At 59.3% G+C, this 18,877-nt stretch carries 18 protein-coding genes and 1 pseudogene; 16 read left to right on the top strand and 3 right to left on the bottom strand.

Features of this window, described 5'->3' with window-relative positions; translation table 11 throughout:
* The first annotated feature begins 48 nt into the window (after positions 1–48).
* Together dapC and PMI21_RS06890 are read left to right on the top strand one after the other, a co-directional pair.
* Positions 49–1,248: a succinyldiaminopimelate transaminase gene (dapC, locus tag PMI21_RS06885; RefSeq protein WP_007940496.1), complete on the top strand. Its 1,200-nt coding sequence runs from the start codon at positions 49–51 to the stop codon at positions 1,246–1,248.
* Positions 1,249–1,425: 177 nt separating this feature from the next.
* The gene (locus tag PMI21_RS06890; RefSeq protein ID WP_007940495.1) at positions 1,426–2,169 is read left to right on the top strand and encodes a M12 family metallopeptidase; all 744 of its coding nucleotides are present in this window, start codon (positions 1,426–1,428) and stop codon (positions 2,167–2,169) included.
* Between the two features lie 191 nt (positions 2,170–2,360).
* Here PMI21_RS06890 and PMI21_RS29945 read toward each other — a convergent pair.
* A pseudogene (locus tag PMI21_RS29945) lies at positions 2,361–2,919 on the bottom strand (cation:proton antiporter domain-containing protein); the annotation flags it as partial.
* A gap of 182 nt (positions 2,920–3,101) precedes the next feature.
* On the opposite strand from PMI21_RS29945, the gene PMI21_RS06895 reads away from it, so the two are divergent.
* The 4 genes from PMI21_RS06895 to PMI21_RS06910 all read left to right on the top strand — a co-directional run bounded on the left by PMI21_RS06895 (position 3,102) and on the right by PMI21_RS06910 (position 6,233).
* Positions 3,102–3,464, top strand: a complete 363-nt coding sequence (locus PMI21_RS06895; protein WP_007940489.1) for an ArsC family reductase — start codon at positions 3,102–3,104, stop codon at positions 3,462–3,464.
* A gap of 33 nt (positions 3,465–3,497) precedes the next feature.
* Positions 3,498–4,532 carry a 2,3,4,5-tetrahydropyridine-2,6-dicarboxylate N-succinyltransferase gene (gene dapD / locus PMI21_RS06900; RefSeq protein WP_007940488.1) on the top strand — a complete coding sequence of 345 codons (1,035 nt, stop codon included), beginning with the start codon at positions 3,498–3,500 and terminating at the stop codon, positions 4,530–4,532.
* Between the two features lie 94 nt (positions 4,533–4,626).
* A complete protein-coding gene (locus tag PMI21_RS06905) occupies positions 4,627–5,832 on the top strand; it encodes an aminotransferase class V-fold PLP-dependent enzyme (RefSeq protein ID WP_007940487.1) in 1,206 nt (401 codons plus the stop codon).
* Positions 5,829–6,233 carry a SufE family protein gene (locus PMI21_RS06910; RefSeq protein ID WP_007940486.1) on the top strand — a complete coding sequence of 135 codons (405 nt, stop codon included), beginning with the start codon at positions 5,829–5,831 and terminating at the stop codon, positions 6,231–6,233. Before PMI21_RS06905 ends, PMI21_RS06910 begins: the two co-directional genes overlap by 4 nt.
* Positions 6,234–6,276: 43 nt before the next feature.
* On the opposite strand, the gene tcdA is transcribed toward PMI21_RS06910, so the two are convergent.
* Positions 6,277–7,089 carry a tRNA cyclic N6-threonylcarbamoyladenosine(37) synthase TcdA gene (tcdA, locus tag PMI21_RS06915; protein ID WP_443200771.1) on the bottom strand — a complete coding sequence of 271 codons (813 nt, stop codon included), beginning with the start codon at positions 7,087–7,089 and terminating at the stop codon, positions 6,277–6,279.
* 287 nt (positions 7,090–7,376) lie between these two features.
* Here tcdA and PMI21_RS06920 point away from each other — a divergent pair, with 287 nt between their 5' ends.
* The 4 genes from PMI21_RS06920 to PMI21_RS06935 all read left to right on the top strand — a co-directional run bounded on the left by PMI21_RS06920 (position 7,377) and on the right by PMI21_RS06935 (position 12,600).
* Entirely contained in the window at positions 7,377–9,968 is a 2,592-nt protein-coding gene (locus tag PMI21_RS06920) for a glycosyltransferase (protein ID WP_033064167.1), read from the top strand.
* 211 nt (positions 9,969–10,179) lie between these two features.
* Positions 10,180–11,331, top strand: a complete 1,152-nt coding sequence (gene dapE, locus PMI21_RS06925) for a succinyl-diaminopimelate desuccinylase (protein WP_007940481.1) — start codon at positions 10,180–10,182, stop codon at positions 11,329–11,331.
* On the top strand, positions 11,331–12,140 hold the full coding sequence (locus tag PMI21_RS06930) for a putative RNA methyltransferase (RefSeq protein ID WP_007940480.1): 810 nt from the start codon (positions 11,331–11,333) through the stop codon (positions 12,138–12,140). Before dapE ends, PMI21_RS06930 begins: the two co-directional genes overlap by 1 nt.
* Before the next feature lie 82 nt (positions 12,141–12,222).
* Positions 12,223–12,600 carry a hypothetical protein gene (locus tag PMI21_RS06935; RefSeq protein WP_007940479.1) on the top strand — a complete coding sequence of 126 codons (378 nt, stop codon included), beginning with the start codon at positions 12,223–12,225 and terminating at the stop codon, positions 12,598–12,600.
* 48 nt (positions 12,601–12,648) lie between these two features.
* Here PMI21_RS06935 and PMI21_RS06940 read toward each other — a convergent pair whose 3' ends face one another.
* Entirely contained in the window at positions 12,649–12,858 is a 210-nt protein-coding gene (locus PMI21_RS06940; protein ID WP_007940478.1) for a cold shock domain-containing protein, read from the bottom strand.
* Between the two features lie 235 nt (positions 12,859–13,093).
* Here PMI21_RS06940 and plsB point away from each other — a divergent pair, with 235 nt between their 5' ends.
* The 6 genes from plsB to PMI21_RS06970 all read left to right on the top strand — a co-directional run bounded on the left by plsB (position 13,094) and on the right by PMI21_RS06970 (position 18,789).
* The gene (plsB, locus tag PMI21_RS06945) at positions 13,094–15,592 is read left to right on the top strand and encodes a glycerol-3-phosphate 1-O-acyltransferase PlsB (protein ID WP_007940476.1); all 2,499 of its coding nucleotides are present in this window, start codon (positions 13,094–13,096) and stop codon (positions 15,590–15,592) included.
* Between the two features lie 98 nt (positions 15,593–15,690).
* A complete protein-coding gene (locus PMI21_RS06950; protein WP_007940475.1) occupies positions 15,691–16,326 on the top strand; it encodes a hypothetical protein in 636 nt (211 codons plus the stop codon).
* A 101-nt stretch (positions 16,327–16,427) separates the two neighbouring features.
* Positions 16,428–16,826: a YbaY family lipoprotein gene (locus PMI21_RS06955; RefSeq protein WP_007940473.1), complete on the top strand. Its 399-nt coding sequence runs from the start codon at positions 16,428–16,430 to the stop codon at positions 16,824–16,826.
* A gap of 53 nt (positions 16,827–16,879) precedes the next feature.
* Entirely contained in the window at positions 16,880–17,569 is a 690-nt protein-coding gene (locus tag PMI21_RS06960) for a DUF4197 domain-containing protein (protein WP_007940472.1), read from the top strand.
* A 189-nt stretch (positions 17,570–17,758) separates the two neighbouring features.
* The gene (locus PMI21_RS06965) at positions 17,759–18,151 is read left to right on the top strand and encodes a protease inhibitor I42 family protein (RefSeq protein ID WP_007940471.1); all 393 of its coding nucleotides are present in this window, start codon (positions 17,759–17,761) and stop codon (positions 18,149–18,151) included.
* A gap of 2 nt (positions 18,152–18,153) precedes the next feature.
* Complete coding sequence (locus PMI21_RS06970; RefSeq protein ID WP_007940469.1) at positions 18,154–18,789, top strand: lysoplasmalogenase; 636 nt, start codon at positions 18,154–18,156, stop codon at positions 18,787–18,789.
* Positions 18,790–18,877 lie beyond the last annotated feature (88 nt).

Raw genomic sequence — 18,877 nt, 5'->3', positions numbered from 1 at the left:
GGCAAGCCCCCTCGCCACAGGCCCGCTCCCACATTGAACGAGGCCCCCATGAACAACGCTCTGAACCAGTTGCAGCCCTACCCGTTCGAAAAGCTCCGCGCCCTGCTCGGCAGCGTCACGCCAAACCCGAACAAACGCGCCATCGCGTTGTCCATCGGCGAACCGAAGCATCGCTCGCCAAGCTTTGTCGCCGAAGCCCTGGCAAGCAATCTGGATCAGATGGCCGTGTACCCGACCACCCTCGGCATCCCAGCCCTGCGTGAAGCGATTGCCGCATGGTGCGAACGCCGTTTCAGCGTTCCGAACGGCTGGCTCGACCCGGCGCGCAACGTGCTGCCGGTCAACGGCACCCGCGAAGCGTTGTTCGCGTTCACCCAGACTGTGGTCAACCGTGGCGAAGACGCGCTGGTGGTCAGCCCGAACCCGTTCTATCAGATCTATGAAGGCGCGGCGTTCCTGGCCGGAGCCAAGCCGCATTACCTGCCGTGCCTGGATGAAAACGGCTTCAACCCGGATTTCGACGCTGTTTCGCCAGACATCTGGAAGCGCTGCCAGATCCTGTTCCTGTGCTCGCCGGGCAACCCGACCGGCGCGCTGATCCCGGTTGAAACCCTGAAAAAACTGATCGCCCTGGCCGACGAATACGACTTCGTGATTGCCGCGGATGAGTGCTACAGCGAACTGTACTTCGACGAACAGACCCCGCCACCCGGCCTGCTCAGCGCCTGTGTGGAACTGGGTCGCAAAGACTTCAAGCGTTGCGTGGTGTTCCATAGCCTGTCCAAGCGTTCCAACCTGCCAGGCCTGCGTTCAGGCTTTGTGGCCGGTGATGCAGACATCCTCAAGGGTTTCCTGCTGTATCGCACTTACCACGGCTGTGCGATGCCGGTTCAAACGCAACTGGCCAGCGTTGCCGCATGGAATGACGAAGTGCATGTACGGGCCAACCGTGCGCTGTATCGCGAGAAGTACGATGCGGTGCTGGAGATCCTCGGCCCGGTGATGGACGTGCAGCGGCCCGATGGCGGCTTTTACTTGTGGCCGAATGTTGAAGGTGATGACGAGGCGTTCTGCCGTGATCTGTTTGCCGAGGAACACGTGACCGTGGTGCCGGGCTCTTATCTGTCGCGCGACGTTGACGGTTTTAATCCGGGCGCAGGCCGAGTACGCATGGCACTTGTCGCGCCGCTGGCCGAATGTGTTGAGGCGGCCGAACGTATTCGCGCTTTTATCCAACGCCACAAGTAACACAAACCAAGCCTGTACTGTGCAATGCAGTACAGGTTTTAACGAAAGAAACATTAGTTAACCGCTTTAAACTTTACCCTCTCCAGCCAAACAACTAACCTCCCATCAAGCAACCGCTACAAGACCGCTTAAACATCACCACACTTATCATTCATCCCGCTTATAAGGATATAAACCATGAACATGTTTGTTTCGTGCGACATTCAAACACCTATTAACCCTCAGGCTTCTTACGAAGCCGCTACACAAGAACGAAAAAGTAATTCACCTCAAGGCAAATCAAATAGACCAACCCGAAGCATTGGCGCGCACACGAAGTACTGGGCTACGGGTAGAACACTGAAAATCGCCATCCTTCGGCTGAACGACGAACTTTATGACACCGTCAAAAATGCAATCAATCAATGGGCACCTTACGTCAATCTTAATTTTGAATTCGTCGACCTCAGTGATAACGACGAACTCTTTGAAGGTGATATTCGCATCGATCTCTCACCCCACTACAACAAGGTGGCATTCTCCCGCATCGGCACAGATGCATTAACGACTCCTGCCTATGAAGTCACCATGGGTTTAGGAATCAACAGTACCGATGAAAATTATAGCGCCGTGGCGATCCATGAGTTTGGTCACGCTCTGGGCCGCCTGCACGAGCATCAACACCCTGACGCGGATATTCCTTGGGACAGGGAAAAAGTTTATCAGGCACTTCAAACCAACCATGGAATGTCGAGGACTGCAGTAGACGCCAACTTATTCCCCCTCCCTCGAGATAATAACGCGACTTACGCTCCCTATGACCGACACTCCGTGATGCATTATCAAGTAACGAACGACGCCACCCTCGGCGATTGGGAGCAACTTCAAAACAAATACCTCAGCGAAGGCGATATCGCGTTTGCTCGGCAGACTTATCCATAACTCTGACCGCCGAATCATTGAATACGTCCAACTGATGTCGATACTCGGACATGATTCGCGCCTTGAGTTCAGCGGCGAGCGCCGCCTGCACAGCATCCGCAGGCTTGGCTTCTTCGATTTCCAGCGCATGGATCGCCGCTTCAGCGGTCTTGCGCCAGGCATCACGTACTTCATTACGACGTTTGTCATCGGGCTACACCGACAGCCAGACCGCCGACAGCGACCAAGACAAATGTCAGACTGGCGCTGGCCATCGAGAACACGCCCGTCATGGCAGCAGCCAATGCAAATTTGAAAGTCTCCAGACCCGAAGCGTCGTTCATCAGCGCCTCGCCCTGGAGCATGTGCATCAGCGGGTCGGCAAACGATTCCGGGAAATCGCCGAAACGGCCACGGCATCCGTCGGCGACAAAACCGCCGCCAGCGCAAACGCCACCGGTAGCGGAATGCTCGACAATAACCAATGAATGAAATAGCCGGCACCGACCACCGTAAACAACACCGGCCCCACTGCCAACGTCAGGATCGGACCTCGCAAACGCCACAGCTCGCGTTTGGGCATGGCGGAGGCAGGAACACAAAGAGGAATAACTCCGGGTCGAGTGCCACATGCAGGCCCAACGTCGACCACTCCAACAGAGCGCCCGCGGCAACTTGCATCAAAGGCAACGGCAGCGGGATCACCCGTCCGATCAGGCGTGAAACGCCGACCAGGATCAGCAGGATCAGGACGGTGCAGGCGGTTTGCATAAAGCGTGGGTTCCCAGGCAATCGACAACATTGAAGTGCCATATCAGCCGCTTAGACTGTGGGCTGACCGTTGCACCAATGTCGCATCGCCCTGGCAAAACAACCACAGCCGACGCGAAACCGTCCGGTCATGGCATAATCCGTCACCTTTTATTTTCAGCACCTGCAAAGGGGGCAATTCCTTGACCGTTTCAAGCAAAACGTTGCACCTTTTCGGCATCAAAGCCTGCGACACCATGAAAAAGGCGCGCACCTGGCTCGATGAACACGCTGTCGGCTATGACTTCCATGATTACAAAACGGTTGGAATCGACCGTGAACACCTGACCCAATGGTGCGAGGAGCACGGCTGGCAAGTGGTGTTGAACCGTGCAGGCACGACCTTTCGCAAGCTCGACGACGAACGCAAAGCCGATCTCGATCAGCCGAAAGCCATCGAACTGATGCTCGCACAACCCTCGATGATCAAGCGCCCGGTGCTCGATCTCGGTGACAGAACCCTGATTGGCTTCAAGCCAGATATCTACGCGGCCGCACTCAAGTAAGGCAGCCCGTTCCATTTTGTTAGAGGTATCAACATGTCCACTACCCTGTTCAGCCTGGCCTTTGGTGTCGGCACTCAAAACCGTCAAGGCGCATGGCTGGAAGTGTTTTACGCACAGCCACTGCTCAACCCTTCGGTCGAACTGGTCGCTGCCATTGCGCCGGTTCTGGGCTACACCGAAGGCAATCAGGCCATCGCCTTCAGCACCGCTCAGGCGTCGCAACTGGCTGAAGCGCTCAAAGGCGTCGACGCTGCACAAGCTGCGCTGCTGACCCGTCTGGCCGAGAGCCACAAGCCGTTGGTTGCCACACTGCTGGCCGAAGACGCGCAACTGACCTCCACGCCTGAGGCTTACCTCAAACTGCACCTGCTGTCCCACCGCCTGGTCAAGCCGCATGGCCTGAACCTGGCCGGGATCTTCCCGTTGCTGCCGAACGTAGCGTGGACCAGCCAGGGTGCGATCGACCTGTCCGAACTGGCCGAGCATCAACTGGAAGCCCGTCTGCGGGGCGAGCTGCTGGAAGTGTTCTCGGTGGACAAGTTCCCGAAAATGACCGACTACGTGGTACCGGCTGGCGTGCGTATCGCTGACGCGGCACGTATTCGCCTCGGCGCTTATGTGGGCGAAGGCACCACCGTGATGCACGAAGGTTTCGTCAACTTCAACGCCGGCACCGAAGGCCCGGGCATGATCGAAGGCCGTGTGTCGGCTGGCGTGTTCGTCGGCAAGGGTTCGGACCTGGGCGGCGGCTGCTCGACCATGGGCACCCTGTCGGGCGGCGGCAACATCGTGATCAAGGTTGGCGAAGGCTGCCTGATCGGCGCCAACGCCGGTATCGGCATCCCGCTGGGCGATCGCAACACCGTTGAGTCGGGCCTGTACGTGACAGCCGGTACCAAGGTTGCGCTGCTGGACGAGCACAACAAACTGGTCAAAGTGGTTAAAGCCCGTGAACTGGCCGGTCAACCTGACCTGTTGTTCCGCCGCAATTCGGAAACCGGTGCCGTGGAGTGCAAAACCCACAAATCGGCTATCGAACTGAACGAAGCGCTGCACGCTCACAACTAAGCAGAGCGTCAAACGATCACCTTGCAGGAGCGCCGCATCGCTCGCTCCTACAAGGTCAGGCGTACACCCGCCCATGTCACCAGGGCCGAACAACATGATGATTCCTTCTCCCTGGCGCGCCGATTTTCCGGCCATCGCCGCACTGCAACGGCAAGACCAGACCTATCTGGACAACGCCGCCACCACGCAAAAACCTCAAGCCCTGCTGAATGCCCTGGCGCATTACTACGCCAACGGCGCGGCCAACGTGCATCGGGCGCAACACTTGCCCGGCGCCCATGCCACCCAGGCGTTCGAGGACAGCCGCCGCAAAGTTGCGCAATGGCTCAATGCCGGCGATTGCGGGCAGATTATCTTTACCCACGGTGCGACTTCCGCGCTGAACCTCCTGGCCTATGGCCTGGAACACCTTTTCAATCCGGGCGATGAAATTGTCATCAGCGCTCTGGAGCATCACGCCAACCTGTTGCCGTGGCAGCAGCTGGCCCACCGTCGTGATCTGAAACTGGTGATCCTGCCGCTGGATGTCGATGGTTTGATCGACCTGGATGTCGCCGCGCAGTTGATCGGTCCGCGAACCCGTTTGCTGGCGGTCAGCCAGCTGTCCAACGTGCTGGGCGCCTGGCAACCGTTGCCCGCGCTGTTGGCGATGGCCCAGGCACACAACGCGCTGACCGTGGTCGATGGCGCTCAAGGCGTGGTCCATGGTCGGCACGATGTGCAGGCACTGGGCTGCGACTTCTATGTGTTTTCCAGCCACAAACTCTACGGCCCCGATGGCCTGGGTGTGCTGTTCGGGCGCAACGAAGCGCTACAACAGCTGCGCCCCTGGCAGTTCGGCGGCGAAATGGTGCTGGATGCCAACTATCACGACGCACGCTTTCGGCCCGCGCCGCTGGGGTTCGAGGCCGGTACGCCGCCGATCGCCAGTGTGATCGGTCTGGGCGCGACCCTGGACTACCTCGCGGGGCTGGATCAGGACGCCGTGTGCGAACACGAAGCGGCGCTGCATGACTATTTGCTCAAGGGCCTTGAAGCACGCAACGGCATTCGCCTGCTGGGCAAACCGCAACTGGCCCTGGCCAGTTTTGTCGTCGAGGGTGTGCATAACTCTGATTTGGCGCATTTGCTGACCGAACAGGGAATCGCCGTGCGCGCCGGTCATCATTGCGCCATGCCGTTGCTCAAAAGCTTTGAACTGGCCGGGGCGATTCGGGTGTCGTTGGCGCTGTACAACGATTCCGAAGACCTTGAGCGCTTTTTCGAAGCACTGGATCAGGCCCTGGAGTTGTTGCGATGACCTTGCCCGTCGATGCCGTTACCGCGCTGGACACGTTTCAGAAGGCGGCGAGCTGGGAACAGCGGGCGCGGCTGTTGATGCAGTGGGGCGACCGTCTGCCAGCGCTGAGCGATGTGGATAAAGTCGACGCCAACCGCGTGCATGGCTGTGAAAGCCAGGTCTGGCTGGTCGGCACGTTGCAGGACGGACACTGGCAATTCAGCGCCAGCAGCGATGCGCGGTTGATTCGCGGGTTGGTGGCGTTGCTGCTGGCGCGGGTCAACGGGTTGTCGACAGCTGAGTTGCAACAGGTGGATCTGGCGGATTGGTTCAGTCAGCTGGGGCTGGGTCGCCAGTTGTCCCAGTCCCGTAGCAATGGCTTGAATGCGGTGTTGCAGCGGATGCGTGAGCTAGCGCACTGATCGTTTGATCGTTCCCATGCTATGTGTAGGAACGATCAAACCATTAAACCTCCGGCTTGACCCGATCCGCCGGGCGTCGAACCCCGGCCACAATCTTATCCACAGCCTTGGTCGCAGCGACCATGCCGAACGTCGCCGTCACCATCATCACCGCGCCAAAGCCCCCGGCGCAGTCGAGCTTCACGCCGTCTCCAACAAAACTCTTCTGCAGGCAAATGCTGCCATCGGGTTTTGGATAGCGCAGTTGCTCGGTGGAAAACACGCACGGCACGCTGTAGTGACGGGTCACGGTGCGAGAGAAGCCGTAGTCGCGGCGCAATGTGGAGCGCACTTTCGATGCCAGCGGATCGTTGAACGTGCGGTTCAGGTCGCAGACCTGGATCAGCGTCGGGTCGATCTGCCCGCCCGCGCCGCCGGTGGTGATGATCTGGATCTTGCGTCGCTTGCACCAGGCGATCAGCGCCGCCTTGGCGTTGACACTGTCGATGCAGTCGATCACGCAGTCGATGTTCGGCGTGATGTACTCGGCCATGGTTTCGCGGGTGACGAAGTCCGCCACCGCATGCACCGTGCAGTCCGGGTTGATCCCGCGCAGGCGCTCGGCCATCACCTCGACCTTGGGCTTGCCGACGGTGCTGTCCAGCGCATGCAGCTGACGGTTGACGTTGCTGACGCAGACGTCGTCCAGGTCGAACAGCGATATCTCGCCCACGCCACACCGGGCAACCGCTTCCGCTGCCCAGGAACCGACACCACCGACGCCGACGATCGCCACATGGGCCGCGCGCAAGCGCTCCATGCCTTCAATGCCATACAAGCGGGCGATACCAGCAAACCGTGGATCTTCTGTACTCATGACCATTACCCCAAAAACCGGCGCGCATTATAGGGCTGTCGGCGGCCAAGAGCATCTTTGCACTATGAACGGCGGTGTCGATTGCTTCAATTGACTACAAATTTATTGGAATTGGGCTACATCTTCCCGGTCGAAGAACTTAAGTCGACCTGGATTGCCCAATGTCGGGCGTTTCCCTGTTCGCTGTACGGTCAGAGAACCTCCAGTGTAGGATGCGCGCCCCTGCCACCTGGCAGCCGGCCGCCAACCGTTCCTTCGTTCCACAGCCTTTGGAACCCGAAAAAGCTATGTCATCGCGTAAATTTGGACTCAACCTGGTAGTGGTTCTAGCAATCGCCGCCTTGTTCACCGGTTTCTGGGCGTTGGTCAATCGCCCCGTCACCGCCCCCAACTGGCCTGAACAGATCTCCGGCTTTTCGTACTCGCCGTTCCAGCAAGGCCAGTACCCGCAAAAAGCCCAGTTCCCGACCGACGATGAAATGCGTCGCGACCTGGAGATCATGAGCAAGCTGACGGACAACATCCGGACCTACTCGGTCGACGGCACGCTGGAGGACATTCCCAAACTGGCGGAAGAATTCGGCCTGCGGGTGACCCTGGGGATCTGGATCAGCCCGGACCAGGAACGCAACGAGCGCGAGATTCAGCGTGCCATCGAACTGGCCAACACCTCCCGCAGTGTGGTTCGCGTCGTGGTCGGTAACGAGGCGATCTTCCGCAAGGAAATCACCGCTGCCGAGCTGAGCGTGATCCTGGATCGCGTGCGCGCGGCCGTTAAGGTTCCGGTCACCACTTCCGAACAGTGGCACGTCTGGGAAGAACACCCGGAACTGGCCAAGCACGTCGACCTGATCGCAGCTCACATTCTGCCCTACTGGGAGTTCATCCCGGTGGACAAGGCTGGTCAGTTCGTTCTTGACCGCGCCCGTGACCTGAAAAAGATGTTCCCGAAAAAACCGTTGCTGCTCTCCGAAGTCGGCTGGCCGAGCAACGGCCGCATGCGCGGTGGCGCTGATGCGTCGCCGGCAGACCAGGCGATTTACTTGCGTACCTTGGTCAACAAACTCAACCGTCAGGGTTTCAACTACTTCGTGATCGAAGCGTTTGACCAACCATGGAAGGCCAGTGACGAAGGTTCGGTGGGTGCGTACTGGGGCGTGTTCAACGCCGCACGCCAGCAGAAATTCAACTTTGAAGGCCCGGTAGTCGCGATCCCGCAATGGCGCGTGCTGGCTATCGGCTCGGTAGTGCTGGCGCTGCTGTCCCTGACCCTGCTGATGATCGACGGTTCGGCCCTGCGTCAACGTGGCCGTACCTTCCTGACCTTTATCGCGTTCTTGTGCGGTTCGGTGCTGGTGTGGATCGGTTACGACTACAGCCAGCAATACAGCACCTGGTTCAGTCTGACGGTGGGTTTCCTGCTCGCCCTCGGTGCGCTCGGAGTGTTCATCGTTCTGCTGACTGAAGCCCATGAGCTGGCCGAAGCAGTCTGGACCCACAAACGCCGGCGTGAATTCCTGCCGGTGGTGGGCGATTCGGACTACCGACCGAAGGTGTCGATTCACGTACCGTGCTACAACGAGCCGCCGGAGATGGTCAAACAGACCCTCAACGCCCTGGCCAACCTCGACTATCCGGACTTCGAAGTCCTGATCATCGACAACAACACCAAGGACCCGGCGGTCTGGGAGCCGGTACGCGATTATTGCGAAACCCTCGGCCCGCGCTTCAAGTTCTTCCACGTCGCACCGTTGGCCGGCTTCAAGGGTGGCGCACTGAATTACCTGATTCCGCACACCGCCAAGGATGCCGAAGTGATCGCGGTGATCGACTCGGACTACTGCGTGCACCCGAACTGGCTCAAGCACATGGTGCCGCACTTCGCCGATCCGAAAATCGCCGTGGTGCAGTCGCCACAGGATTACCGCGACCAGAACGAAAGCACCTTCAAGAAGCTCTGCTACGCCGAATACAAAGGCTTCTTCCATATCGGCATGGTCACCCGCAACGACCGCGACGCAATCATCCAGCACGGCACCATGACCATGACCCGTCGCTCGGTGCTCGAGGAACTGGGCTGGGCCGACTGGTGTATCTGTGAAGACGCCGAGCTGGGTCTGCGTGTGTTCGAAAAAGGTCTGTCGGCGGCGTATTACCACGACAGCTACGGCAAAGGCCTGATGCCCGATACCTTTATCGACTTCAAGAAACAGCGTTTCCGCTGGGCCTATGGCGCGATTCAGATCATCAAGCGTCACACCGCCAGCCTGCTGCGCGGCAAGGACACCGAGCTGACCCGTGGCCAGCGTTACCACTTCCTCGCGGGCTGGTTGCCGTGGGTGGCGGACGGCATGAACATCTTCTTCACCATCGGCGCACTGTTGTGGTCGGCGGCGATGATCATCGTGCCGCAACGAGTCGATCCACCGCTGCTGATTTTCGCGATCCCGCCATTGGCGCTGTTCGTGTTCAAGGTGGGCAAGATCATCTTCCTGTACCGCCGTGCGGTCGGGGTCAACCTGAAAGACGCCTTCTGCGCCGCGCTGGCCGGGCTGGCGTTGTCGCACACCATTGCCAAAGCGGTGCTGTACGGCTTCTTCACCAGCAGCATTCCGTTCTTCCGTACACCGAAGAATGCCGATAACCACGGTTTCTGGGTGGCGATTTCGGAGGCTCGCGAAGAGCTGTTCATCATGCTGCTGTTGTGGGGCGCGGCGCTGGGGATTTTCCTGGTGCAGGGTATACCGAGCAACGACATGCGCTTCTGGGTGACCATGTTGCTGGTGCAGTCGCTGCCGTACCTGGCGGCGCTGATCATGGCGTTCCTGTCGTCGCTGCCGAAACCTTCGGTGGAAGCGGCGCCTCTGCCTGCGGTCTAAATCAACACAGATGCACTAAACGGCGGCCAATGGCCGCCGTTTTGCTTTAAGATAACCGCCATTTTGCAGGCCTTGGGCCTAATGGCCTGACCCAATACCTGTGGGAGCGAGCCTGCTCGCGATGAGTCCGTCACATTCAACATCTATGTTGGCTGTCAGTCCGTCTTCGCGAGCAGGCTCGCTCCCACATTTACAGTTTCCGGAGTCTTACATGACGGCCCACGCCGACCTTTCGCCGACCCTTCAACTCGCCATCGACCTGATCCGCCGTCCGTCCGTGACGCCGGTCGACGCCGATTGCCAGAAGCAGATGATGCAGCGCCTGGGCGATGCCGGTTTTACGCTGGAACCGATGCGCATCGAAGATGTGGATAACTTCTGGGCGACCCACGGCAAACACGACGGCCCGGTGCTGTGCTTCGCCGGTCACACCGACGTGGTGCCGACAGGTCCGGTGGCCGCCTGGCAGATCGATCCGTTCAATGCGGTGATCGACGAACACGGCATGCTCTGCGGCCGTGGCGCGGCAGACATGAAAGGCAGCCTTGCATCCATGACCGTGGCGGCCGAGCGTTTCGTCGCCGACTATCCGGATCACAAGGGCAAAGTCGCGTTCCTGATCACCAGCGACGAAGAAGGCCCGGCGCACCATGGCACCAAGGCTGTGGTAGAACGCCTTGCTGCCCGTAAGGAACGCCTGGACTGGTGCATCGTCGGCGAACCGTCGAGCACCACCCTGGTGGGTGACGTGGTCAAGAACGGCCGTCGCGGTTCCCTCGGCGCCAAATTGACCGTGCGCGGTGTGCAGGGCCACGTGGCGTATCCGCACCTGGCGAAGAACCCGATCCACCTCGCCGCCCCGGCCCTGGCCGAGCTTGCCGCCGAGCACTGGGACCACGGCAACGATTTCTTCCCGCCGACCAGTTTCCAGATCTCCAACGTCAATTCCGGCACCGGCGCGACCAACGTGATTCCGGGTGATCTGGTGGCGGTGTTCAACTTCCGCTTCTCCACCGAGTCCACCGTCGAAGGCCTGCAAAAGCGCGTCGCCGACATTCTCGACAAGCATGGTCTGGACTGGCACATCGACTGGGCGCTGTCCGGCCTGCCATTCCTCACCGAGCCGGGCGCGCTGCTCGACGCGGTGTCGGCGAGCATCAAGGACATCACCGGTCGTGACACCAAAGCCTCCACCAGCGGCGGCACCTCCGACGGGCGCTTCATCGCGACCATGGGCACCCAAGTGGTTGAACTGGGCCCGGTCAACGCGACGATCCACCAGGTCAACGAGCGTGTACTGGCGGCCGACCTCGACGTGCTGACCGAGATCTACTACCAGACCTTGATCAAGTTGCTCGCCTGATGCTCGCCTGCCCGATCTGCAGCGAACCGCTGAACGCGGTAGACAACGGCGTGGCCTGCCCCGCCGGGCATCGTTTCGACCGTGCGCGGCAGGGTTACCTGAACCTGCTGCCGGTGCAACACAAAAACAGCCGTGACCCTGGGGATAACCAGGCGATGGTCGAAGCCCGCCGCGACTTCTTGAACGCCGGCCATTACGCGCCGGTGGCCAAGCGCCTGGCGGAGCTGGCGGCCGGTTATGCGCCGCAGCGCTGGCTGGACATCGGCTGTGGCGAGGGTTACTACACCGCGCAAATCGCCGAAGCCTTGCCCAACGCCGATGGCTATGCCCTGGACATTTCCCGGGAAGCGGTCAAACGCGCCTGTAAACGCAACCCTGCGCTGACCTGGTTGATCGCCAGCATGGCGCGGGTGCCATTGGCCTCGGGCAGTTGCCAATTTCTGGCCAGCGTGTTCAGCCCGCTGGATTGGCAAGAAGCCAAACGCCTGCTCAGCCCCGGTGGCGGCTTGATGAAAGTCGGGCCAACCAGCGGCCATCTGATGGAACTGCGTGAGCGGCTGTACGACGAAGTGCGTGAGTACACCGATGACAAACACCTGGCGTTGGTGCCGGAAGGCATGGCGTTGCAACACAGCGAAACCCTGGAGTTCAAACTGACGCTGGTCAACGGTCAGGATCGCGCGAACCTCTTGGCGATGACACCTCACGGCTGGCGCGCCAGTGCCGAACGCCGGGCAGCGGTCATCGATCAGGTCGAGCCGTTCGAGGTCACTGTGTCGATGCGCTACGATTATTTCGTTCTTCAATAACCCAACAACTTTGGTCTTGAGCAACGGCTTGAGGCCGGCTAAATCCGCGAATGGATTTTTCAGACCCGCAGTGAGGAGATCCATGCGCCAACCGGACATCGAGATTTACCTGAAAGACGCCGACGTCGATCACAAAGCCATCGCGGCCTGGCTCGGCGCGGCTTTAGGCCCGTGCACCGACTGGGTTCAGAAAGGCCAGACCTACAAGTGCAAGGCCGGTAACGTGCCAGTCACCTGGCTGCCCAAAGCAGTAGGCAAATGGAACAGCCTGTACCTGGAAAGCGACCAGACCCCGTGGGAAGACGACATCGCTTGCGCCCGCGCCGCATTTGCCGCGCTGAACGTCGAAGTGCGTTGTGCGCCGGGTAGCTGGGTCGAGGAAGAAGGTGAAGAGTCGGCGGATCGCTGGATTCGCATCAGCGTCGATGGTGAAGAAGAGATCACCTGGAAAACCGCTTAAGACAGTTGATCACTCCCACGCTCTGCGTGGGAACGATCTTTAGTGGGTTTACAACCCCACCACATCCTCAGCCTGCAAGCCCTTCTGCCCTTCCACCACCGCGTATTCAACCTGCTGACCTTCCGTCAGCGAGCGATGCCCTTCGCCGCGGATCGCGCGGTAGTGCACGAACACATCCACCCCGTCCTGGCGCTGAATGAAGCCATAACCCTTGGCGTCGTTGAACCACTTCACGTTGCCGGTTTCGCGTGTTGCCATCTGTTCATACTCCTTTTTTATTATTGATCGGGCTTTTCGCAGGAAAGCCTCGGGAACATCGCTTGCACTGATAGGTGCCACTGTCTGGCCAGTGCGGGCTCGCCGAGTATATGACAGACACAAAAACTCTCAACAGGAGTTTACTTCGCTGCTTTTTTGCCGATTTTCGATGAATCCGGCACACTATCGACCGCCCGAGCAAACGCTCGGTTTTATTCACTCACGCAGAAGCCGTATGACCCGTTCCCCGTTCCGCCGTCTTGTGTTTGGCACCCTGCGCCGACTGTTGTACCTCTGGGTTCGCTCGGAGACGATCAACCAGTCGTCGTTCACCCTCAACCTCGACCGCAGCCGTCCGGTGTTCTACGTCCTGCAAAACCCTTCGCTCACCGACCTGGCAGTGGTCGACACCGAGTGCAGCAAGGCAGGCCTGCCCCGCCCGGTGTTGCCGGTATCGGTGGGTGCGCTGGTGGAGCCCGCCGCGTTCTTTTACCTGACACCGGATCCCGACTGGCTTGGCCGCCAGGACAAACGCGGTGCGCCGCCAACCTTGACCCGCCTGGTCAGCGCCCTGAGCCAGAACGCCGCCGAAGACGCGCAGATCATTCCGGTCAGCGTGTTCTGGGGCCAGTCGCCAGACAGCGAATCGAGCCCGTGGAAGCTGCTGTTCGCCGACAGCTGGGCGGTCACCGGGCGCCTGCGTCGCCTGCTGAGCATCATCGTGCTGGGGCGCAAGACCCGGGTGCAGTTCTCGGCGCCGATCCACCTGCGCGAACTGATCGAACACAACAAGGGCCACGAACGCACCGTGCGCATGGCCCAACGCATCCTGCGGGTGCACTTCCGCAATCTGAAAGCCGCGGTGATCGGCCCGGACATTTCCCACCGGCGCAATCTGGTCAAGGGCCTGGTCAACCAGCCGCTGGTCAAGCAAGCGATCCTCGACGAAGCCGAGCGCGAGAACATTTCCGCGGAAAAAGCCAAGGCCCAGGCCCTGCGCTACGGCAACGAGATCGCCTCGGACTACACCTACACCGCGATCCGCTTCATGGAAGTGGTGCTGAGCTGGTTCTGGAACAAGATCTACGACGGCATCAAGGTCAACAACATCGAAGGCGTGCAAAAGGTCGCCCCGGGTTACGAAGTGATCTACGTACCCTGCCACCGCAGCCACATCGACTACCTGCTGCTGTCCTATCTGCTGTTCCGCAACGGCCTGACCCCGCCGCACATCGCCGCCGGGATCAACCTCAACATGCCGGGGATCGGCGGCCTGCTGCGGCGCGGCGGTGCGTTCTTCATGCGCCGCACCTTCAAGGGTAACCCGCTCTATACCTCGGTGTTCAACGAATACCTGCACACCCTGTTCACCAAAGGCTTCCCGGTCGAGTACTTCGTCGAAGGCGGCCGTTCGCGCACCGGGCGCATGCTGCAACCGAAAACCGGGATGCTCGCGATCACGCTTCGCAGCTTCCTGCGTTCGTCGCGCATGCCGATCGTGTTTGTACCGGTGTACATCGGTTACGAGCGCGTACTGGAAGGCCGCACCTACCTCGGCGAATTGCGTGGTGCGAGCAAGAAGAAAGAATCGATCTTCGACATCTTCAAAGTCATCGGCGCGCTCAAACAGCGTTTCGGTCAGGTCGCGGTGAACTTCGGTGAGCCGATCAAACTGGCAGAGTTCCTCGACAGCGAACAGCCAGACTGGCGCCAACAGGAACTCGGCCCGCAATTCAAACCGGCCTGGCTCAACGAAACCACCAACCGCCTCGGTGAGAAAGTCGCGCAGCATCTGAACGAAGCGGCGGCGATCAACCCGGTGAATCTGGTAGCCCTGGCGCTGCTGTCCACCAGCAGACTGGCGCTGGACGATCGCGCCATGGCGCGGGTGCTGGATTTGTATCTGGCGCTGTTGCGCAAGGTCCCTTACTCGCCGCACACCACCCTGCCGGACGGTGACGGTCGCGCGCTGATCGAGCACGTGAAAGACATGGACCTGCTGTCTGAGCAGAGCGATGCGCTGGGCAAGATTCTGTACCTGGACGAACAGAACGCCGTCCTGATGACCTACTACCGCAACAATGTTTTGCACATTTTCGCGTTGCCATCGCTGCTGGCGAGTTTCTTCCAGAGTGCGTCGCGCATGAGCCGCGAGCAGATCCTGCGCTACACCCGTGCGCTGTATCCGTACTTGCAATCGGAGCTGTTCATTCGCTGGACGCAGGACGAACTCGATGGCGTGATCGATCAGTGGCTCGAAGCCTTCGTCGAGCAAGGCCTGCTGCGTTTCGAGAACGACGTCTACCTGCGCCCGGCGCCAAGCTCGCGGCACTTCGTGTTGCTGACCCTGTTATCGAAGAGCATCGCCCAGACCTTGCAGCGCTTCTACATGACCGTTTCCTTGCTGCTCAACAGCGGCCAGAACAGCATCAGCGCCGAAGAACTGGAAGACCTGTGCACCGTCATGGCCCAGCGCCTGTCGATCCTGCATGGCCTGAATGCCCCAGAGTTCTTCGACAAGAGCCTGTTCCGTCACTTCATCCAGACGATGCTGGATCTCGACGTACTCAAGCGTGACGAAGCCGGCAAGCTGAGCTATCACGAACTGCTGGGTGAACTGGCGGAAGGTGCGGCCAAACGGGTGTTGCCGGCGGAGATTCGCTTGTCGATCCGTCAGGTGGCGTTGCATCGTAGTGAGGATGCGGCAGAAACGGCGGTCATGCCTGAAGCTTGAAACTTGCTGACAACTAACCGGAACGCGCAGATGTTTTCCGGTTAGTTGATTCGTGAATTAATAGACTCCCTTTAAATAATCGCGATAAGGATATCGAGATGAGTCTATTGAACAAAGAAACCCCAAACATCACTCTGACTTTCAGTTTGCCGCCTGAGTTTATCGCCCCCCTCGACGGCAAAAATGAAACAGTTATCGAAATCCAGGTCGCCAATACCAAACAACCGATAAAAGTCAAAGACTGGCGATACCCTTCGATTACCGATGGCCAGTTCAGTTTTTCATTTGCGCACCACTATCTGGATATCAGCATCAAGTACCGGATCAACATACAGATGTTCCATAACCAACAACCGTTGCTGCTGGAACAGGATTATTTCGTGATCATCGATCACGCGCCCTATCGTCAAACCCTACATTTGAGTCCGATCGGGTATTTGTATGTTGAAGTACAAGAACCGAAGGTCGTAGCCGCAGAGCAAGCGGTGACCGTCAGCTTGCATGAAACCGGGAACCCTGAAGTTGAGCTGATACGCGTCACACACGATGAACAAACTGCAACTTCGTTTTATCTGAAATATAACCCAGACGATGTCGTCCCCGGCAAGCGCTACGCACTGAGCGGGATTGAAAACAGATATCACCAACACATTTCCGTCTCTCCGGGCCCCATCGAGCTTTTACCGATGCCACAACCGACAAGTTCGCGCTTACTGCACACGCTCAATCAGTGACTGGATACGCCATTACGTTTGCTCACTGACACTATCGGCAAAATCCGCTAGATTTCCTTGAGCGCCGGGTTTCTTCCGATGCTCAAGCCTTAGAGGTTCCGATGAAAAAAATTGCTCTTCTTGCTGCTGCCACTTTGTTAAGCGCCTGCCAGTCAACGACACCGACCGCCAAAGTCAGCCTTGACGGCGAAGTGTTCTACCTGCAACGCATCGCCCTGCCACCGAGCGCGACTCTGAGCATCAGCCTGCAGGACGTGTCTCTGGCCGACGCGCCAGCGGTGGTGCTCGATGAACAGAAAGGTCCGGTCAAAGGTCAGGTGCCGCTGCCGTTTCATTTGAGCTACGATCCGGCCCAGGTCAAACCCGGCCATCGTTATTCGGTCAGCGCGCGGATTGAAGTAGACGGCAAATTAATGTTCATCACCACTGAACATCACGCCGTGCAACTGGACGGCAAAGATCCGCAGCCACTGAAAATCCGCGTCGATGCCGTCCGTTAACTGTCTTTTCTGAACATTTTTTCTGAGCCTTTTTTCTGAATAAGGAAGCCGCCATGTTGCGCCCTACCCTTCGCTTCGCCGGCCTGTGCGCAGGCTTGATGATCTGCGCCAACGCCCTGGCACTGTCACTCAGTGACCTGTCGCAACAAGACGCTACCGGCGGTCTCAAGGACGCCCTGACCCAAGGCGCGCAGCTGGCCGTTAAACAGCTGGGCACACCCGGCGGTTTCAGCAATAACCCGGACGTAAAAATCGAACTGCCGGGAAAACTGGGCAAGGTCGCCAAGAAAATGAAACAGTTCGGCATGGGCGACCAGGTCGATCAACTGGAAACCAGCATGAACAAGGCAGCTGAAGCGGCGGTAACGCAGGCTCAGCCGATTCTGGTGGATGCGGTGAAGAAGATGACCGTGGAAGATGCCAAGGGGATTCTCAGCGGCGGCCAGGATTCGGCCACTCAGTACCTGAGCAAAACCAGCCGCGAACAGATCCGCACCAAATTCTTGCCGATCGTCAAGCAAGCCACCGACCAGGTGGGTTTGGCCCAGCAGTACAACGCGTTCGCCGGGCAAGCCGCGACGCTGGGTGTGCTGGATGCGAAAAATGCCAACATCGAAAGCTACGTGACCGAACAGGCGTTGAACGGGTTGTTCGAGATGATTGGCAAACAGGAAGAAACCATTCGCAAGAACCCTGCGGCAGCAGCGACCAGTTTGGCGAAGAAAGTTTTCGGCACACTCTAAACCCGCTGGCAGCGGGCTAATTCGCTGAGGGGGGCACCGCGGTCTATCTGAATGACCGCGGTGCTCGCATCGCGAGCAGGCTCGCTCCCACAAAAGACGCAAGAAAGTTACCAACTCCCGCATCGTCACAATTTGTCTCATCTTCAGTTATGCTCGCCGTTCGTCGTGAACGCCGGAGCCGCTGATCTTATGTCCCCCACTCGCCTGTTTGTCCCTCTCGCCCTTGCTCTGCTGAGCGCTTGCGCCTCGCAACCGAAACAGAACCTGACCGTGGAAAAACAAAGCGAATGCCCGGCGAAACTGCACAACGGGCAAACCCTGATCCTGACGCTGCCAAGCAACCCGACCACGGGTTACCGCTGGGCGATCCAGGATTCAGCCGGTGGCGTGTTGCGCGCGCTCAGCCCCGAGGTTTACAGCAATCCGGAAGACGCCGGGATCGTCGGCAGTGCCGGCATCTCGACCTGGCGTTTCCAGGCCTTCGCCACCGGCACTGGCCGCCTGCGGCTGACTTACTCACAACCGTGGGCACCGGAAGTACCGGCGGTGAAAACCTTCGACTGTGCCATCGCGGTTAACTGATCGTGGGCTGGCTGATTCTGGCGCTGATGGGCGCGGTGACCTTTGTGTATGGCCTGAGCGTGCATGCCGCGCTGCTCTGCCTGCTGGTCAAACCGATGCCGGTGCTGGCCCTGCTCGGCTGGTTGCACGATGCACCGCCCAGCGAGTATCGGCGCTGGATCAGCCTGGGTTTGATTTTCTCCTTGGTCGGCGACGTGTTGCTGGCATGGCCGCAAGACTTGTTCGTGTTTGGACTTGGAGCGTTTTTGCTCGCGCATCTGGCGTATCTGAAGGCTTATTTGAGCGATTGCCGACGTCTGGCCGTGTTACCGCTGATCCTAGCCCTCGGCGTGGGTGCCGTGCTGCTGGGGATTCTGATTTCCAATGGCTTGGGGCCGCTGCTGGTCCCGGTGATCGTCTACGGCCTGGCCATCAGCGCCATGCTCTGGCGCGCCCTGGCCCGACTCGCCACCGACGTGCCCAAACGCTCGGCGCTACTGGCGGCGGCAGGCGCGGTGGCGTTTGTGTTTTCTGACAGCGTGATTGGCATTAACCGGTTTGTGATGCCATTTCATACCGCGCCTTACGTGATCATTCTGAGTTATTGGCTGGGGCAATGGGGGATTGCCGCGTCGGCGTTCACCCAGAAACGGCGCTGAATCCTGTGGCGAGGGAGCTTGCTCCCGCTCGGCTGCGCAGCAGTCGTCTCCGGTAAGTGGGGTTCGTCCGGAAGAATAGAGTCGCCTG

The sequence above is a fragment of the Pseudomonas sp. GM18 genome, assembly GCF_000282195.1.
In the GTDB taxonomy this organism is placed as follows: domain Bacteria; phylum Pseudomonadota; class Gammaproteobacteria; order Pseudomonadales; family Pseudomonadaceae; genus Aquipseudomonas.
This window is presented reverse-complemented; position numbering and strand designations above follow the sequence as displayed.

What these genes read in the sequence shown, in the direction of transcription:
- dapC (WP_007940496.1), top strand. Translation starts at nt 49, where the DNA reads ATGAACAACGCTCTGAACCAGTTGCAGCCCTACCCGTTCGAAAAGCTC.
- PMI21_RS06890 (WP_007940495.1), top strand. Translation starts at nt 1,426, where the DNA reads ATGAACATGTTTGTTTCGTGCGACATTCAAACACCTATTAACCCTCAG.
- dapD (WP_007940488.1), top strand. Translation starts at nt 3,498, where the DNA reads ATGTCCACTACCCTGTTCAGCCTGGCCTTTGGTGTCGGCACTCAAAAC.
- PMI21_RS06905 (WP_007940487.1), top strand. Translation starts at nt 4,627, where the DNA reads ATGATGATTCCTTCTCCCTGGCGCGCCGATTTTCCGGCCATCGCCGCA.
- PMI21_RS06910 (WP_007940486.1), top strand. Translation starts at nt 5,829, where the DNA reads ATGACCTTGCCCGTCGATGCCGTTACCGCGCTGGACACGTTTCAGAAG.
- tcdA (WP_443200771.1), bottom strand. Translation starts at nt 7,089, where the DNA reads ATGAGTACAGAAGATCCACGGTTTGCTGGTATCGCCCGCTTGTATGGC.
- PMI21_RS06920 (WP_033064167.1), top strand. Translation starts at nt 7,377, where the DNA reads ATGTCATCGCGTAAATTTGGACTCAACCTGGTAGTGGTTCTAGCAATC.
- dapE (WP_007940481.1), top strand. Translation starts at nt 10,180, where the DNA reads ATGACGGCCCACGCCGACCTTTCGCCGACCCTTCAACTCGCCATCGAC.
- PMI21_RS06930 (WP_007940480.1), top strand. Translation starts at nt 11,331, where the DNA reads ATGCTCGCCTGCCCGATCTGCAGCGAACCGCTGAACGCGGTAGACAAC.
- PMI21_RS06935 (WP_007940479.1), top strand. Translation starts at nt 12,223, where the DNA reads ATGCGCCAACCGGACATCGAGATTTACCTGAAAGACGCCGACGTCGAT.
- PMI21_RS06940 (WP_007940478.1), bottom strand. Translation starts at nt 12,858, where the DNA reads ATGGCAACACGCGAAACCGGCAACGTGAAGTGGTTCAACGACGCCAAG.
- plsB (WP_007940476.1), top strand. Translation starts at nt 13,094, where the DNA reads ATGACCCGTTCCCCGTTCCGCCGTCTTGTGTTTGGCACCCTGCGCCGA.
- PMI21_RS06950 (WP_007940475.1), top strand. Translation starts at nt 15,691, where the DNA reads ATGAGTCTATTGAACAAAGAAACCCCAAACATCACTCTGACTTTCAGT.
- PMI21_RS06955 (WP_007940473.1), top strand. Translation starts at nt 16,428, where the DNA reads ATGAAAAAAATTGCTCTTCTTGCTGCTGCCACTTTGTTAAGCGCCTGC.
- PMI21_RS06960 (WP_007940472.1), top strand. Translation starts at nt 16,880, where the DNA reads ATGTTGCGCCCTACCCTTCGCTTCGCCGGCCTGTGCGCAGGCTTGATG.
- PMI21_RS06965 (WP_007940471.1), top strand. Translation starts at nt 17,759, where the DNA reads ATGTCCCCCACTCGCCTGTTTGTCCCTCTCGCCCTTGCTCTGCTGAGC.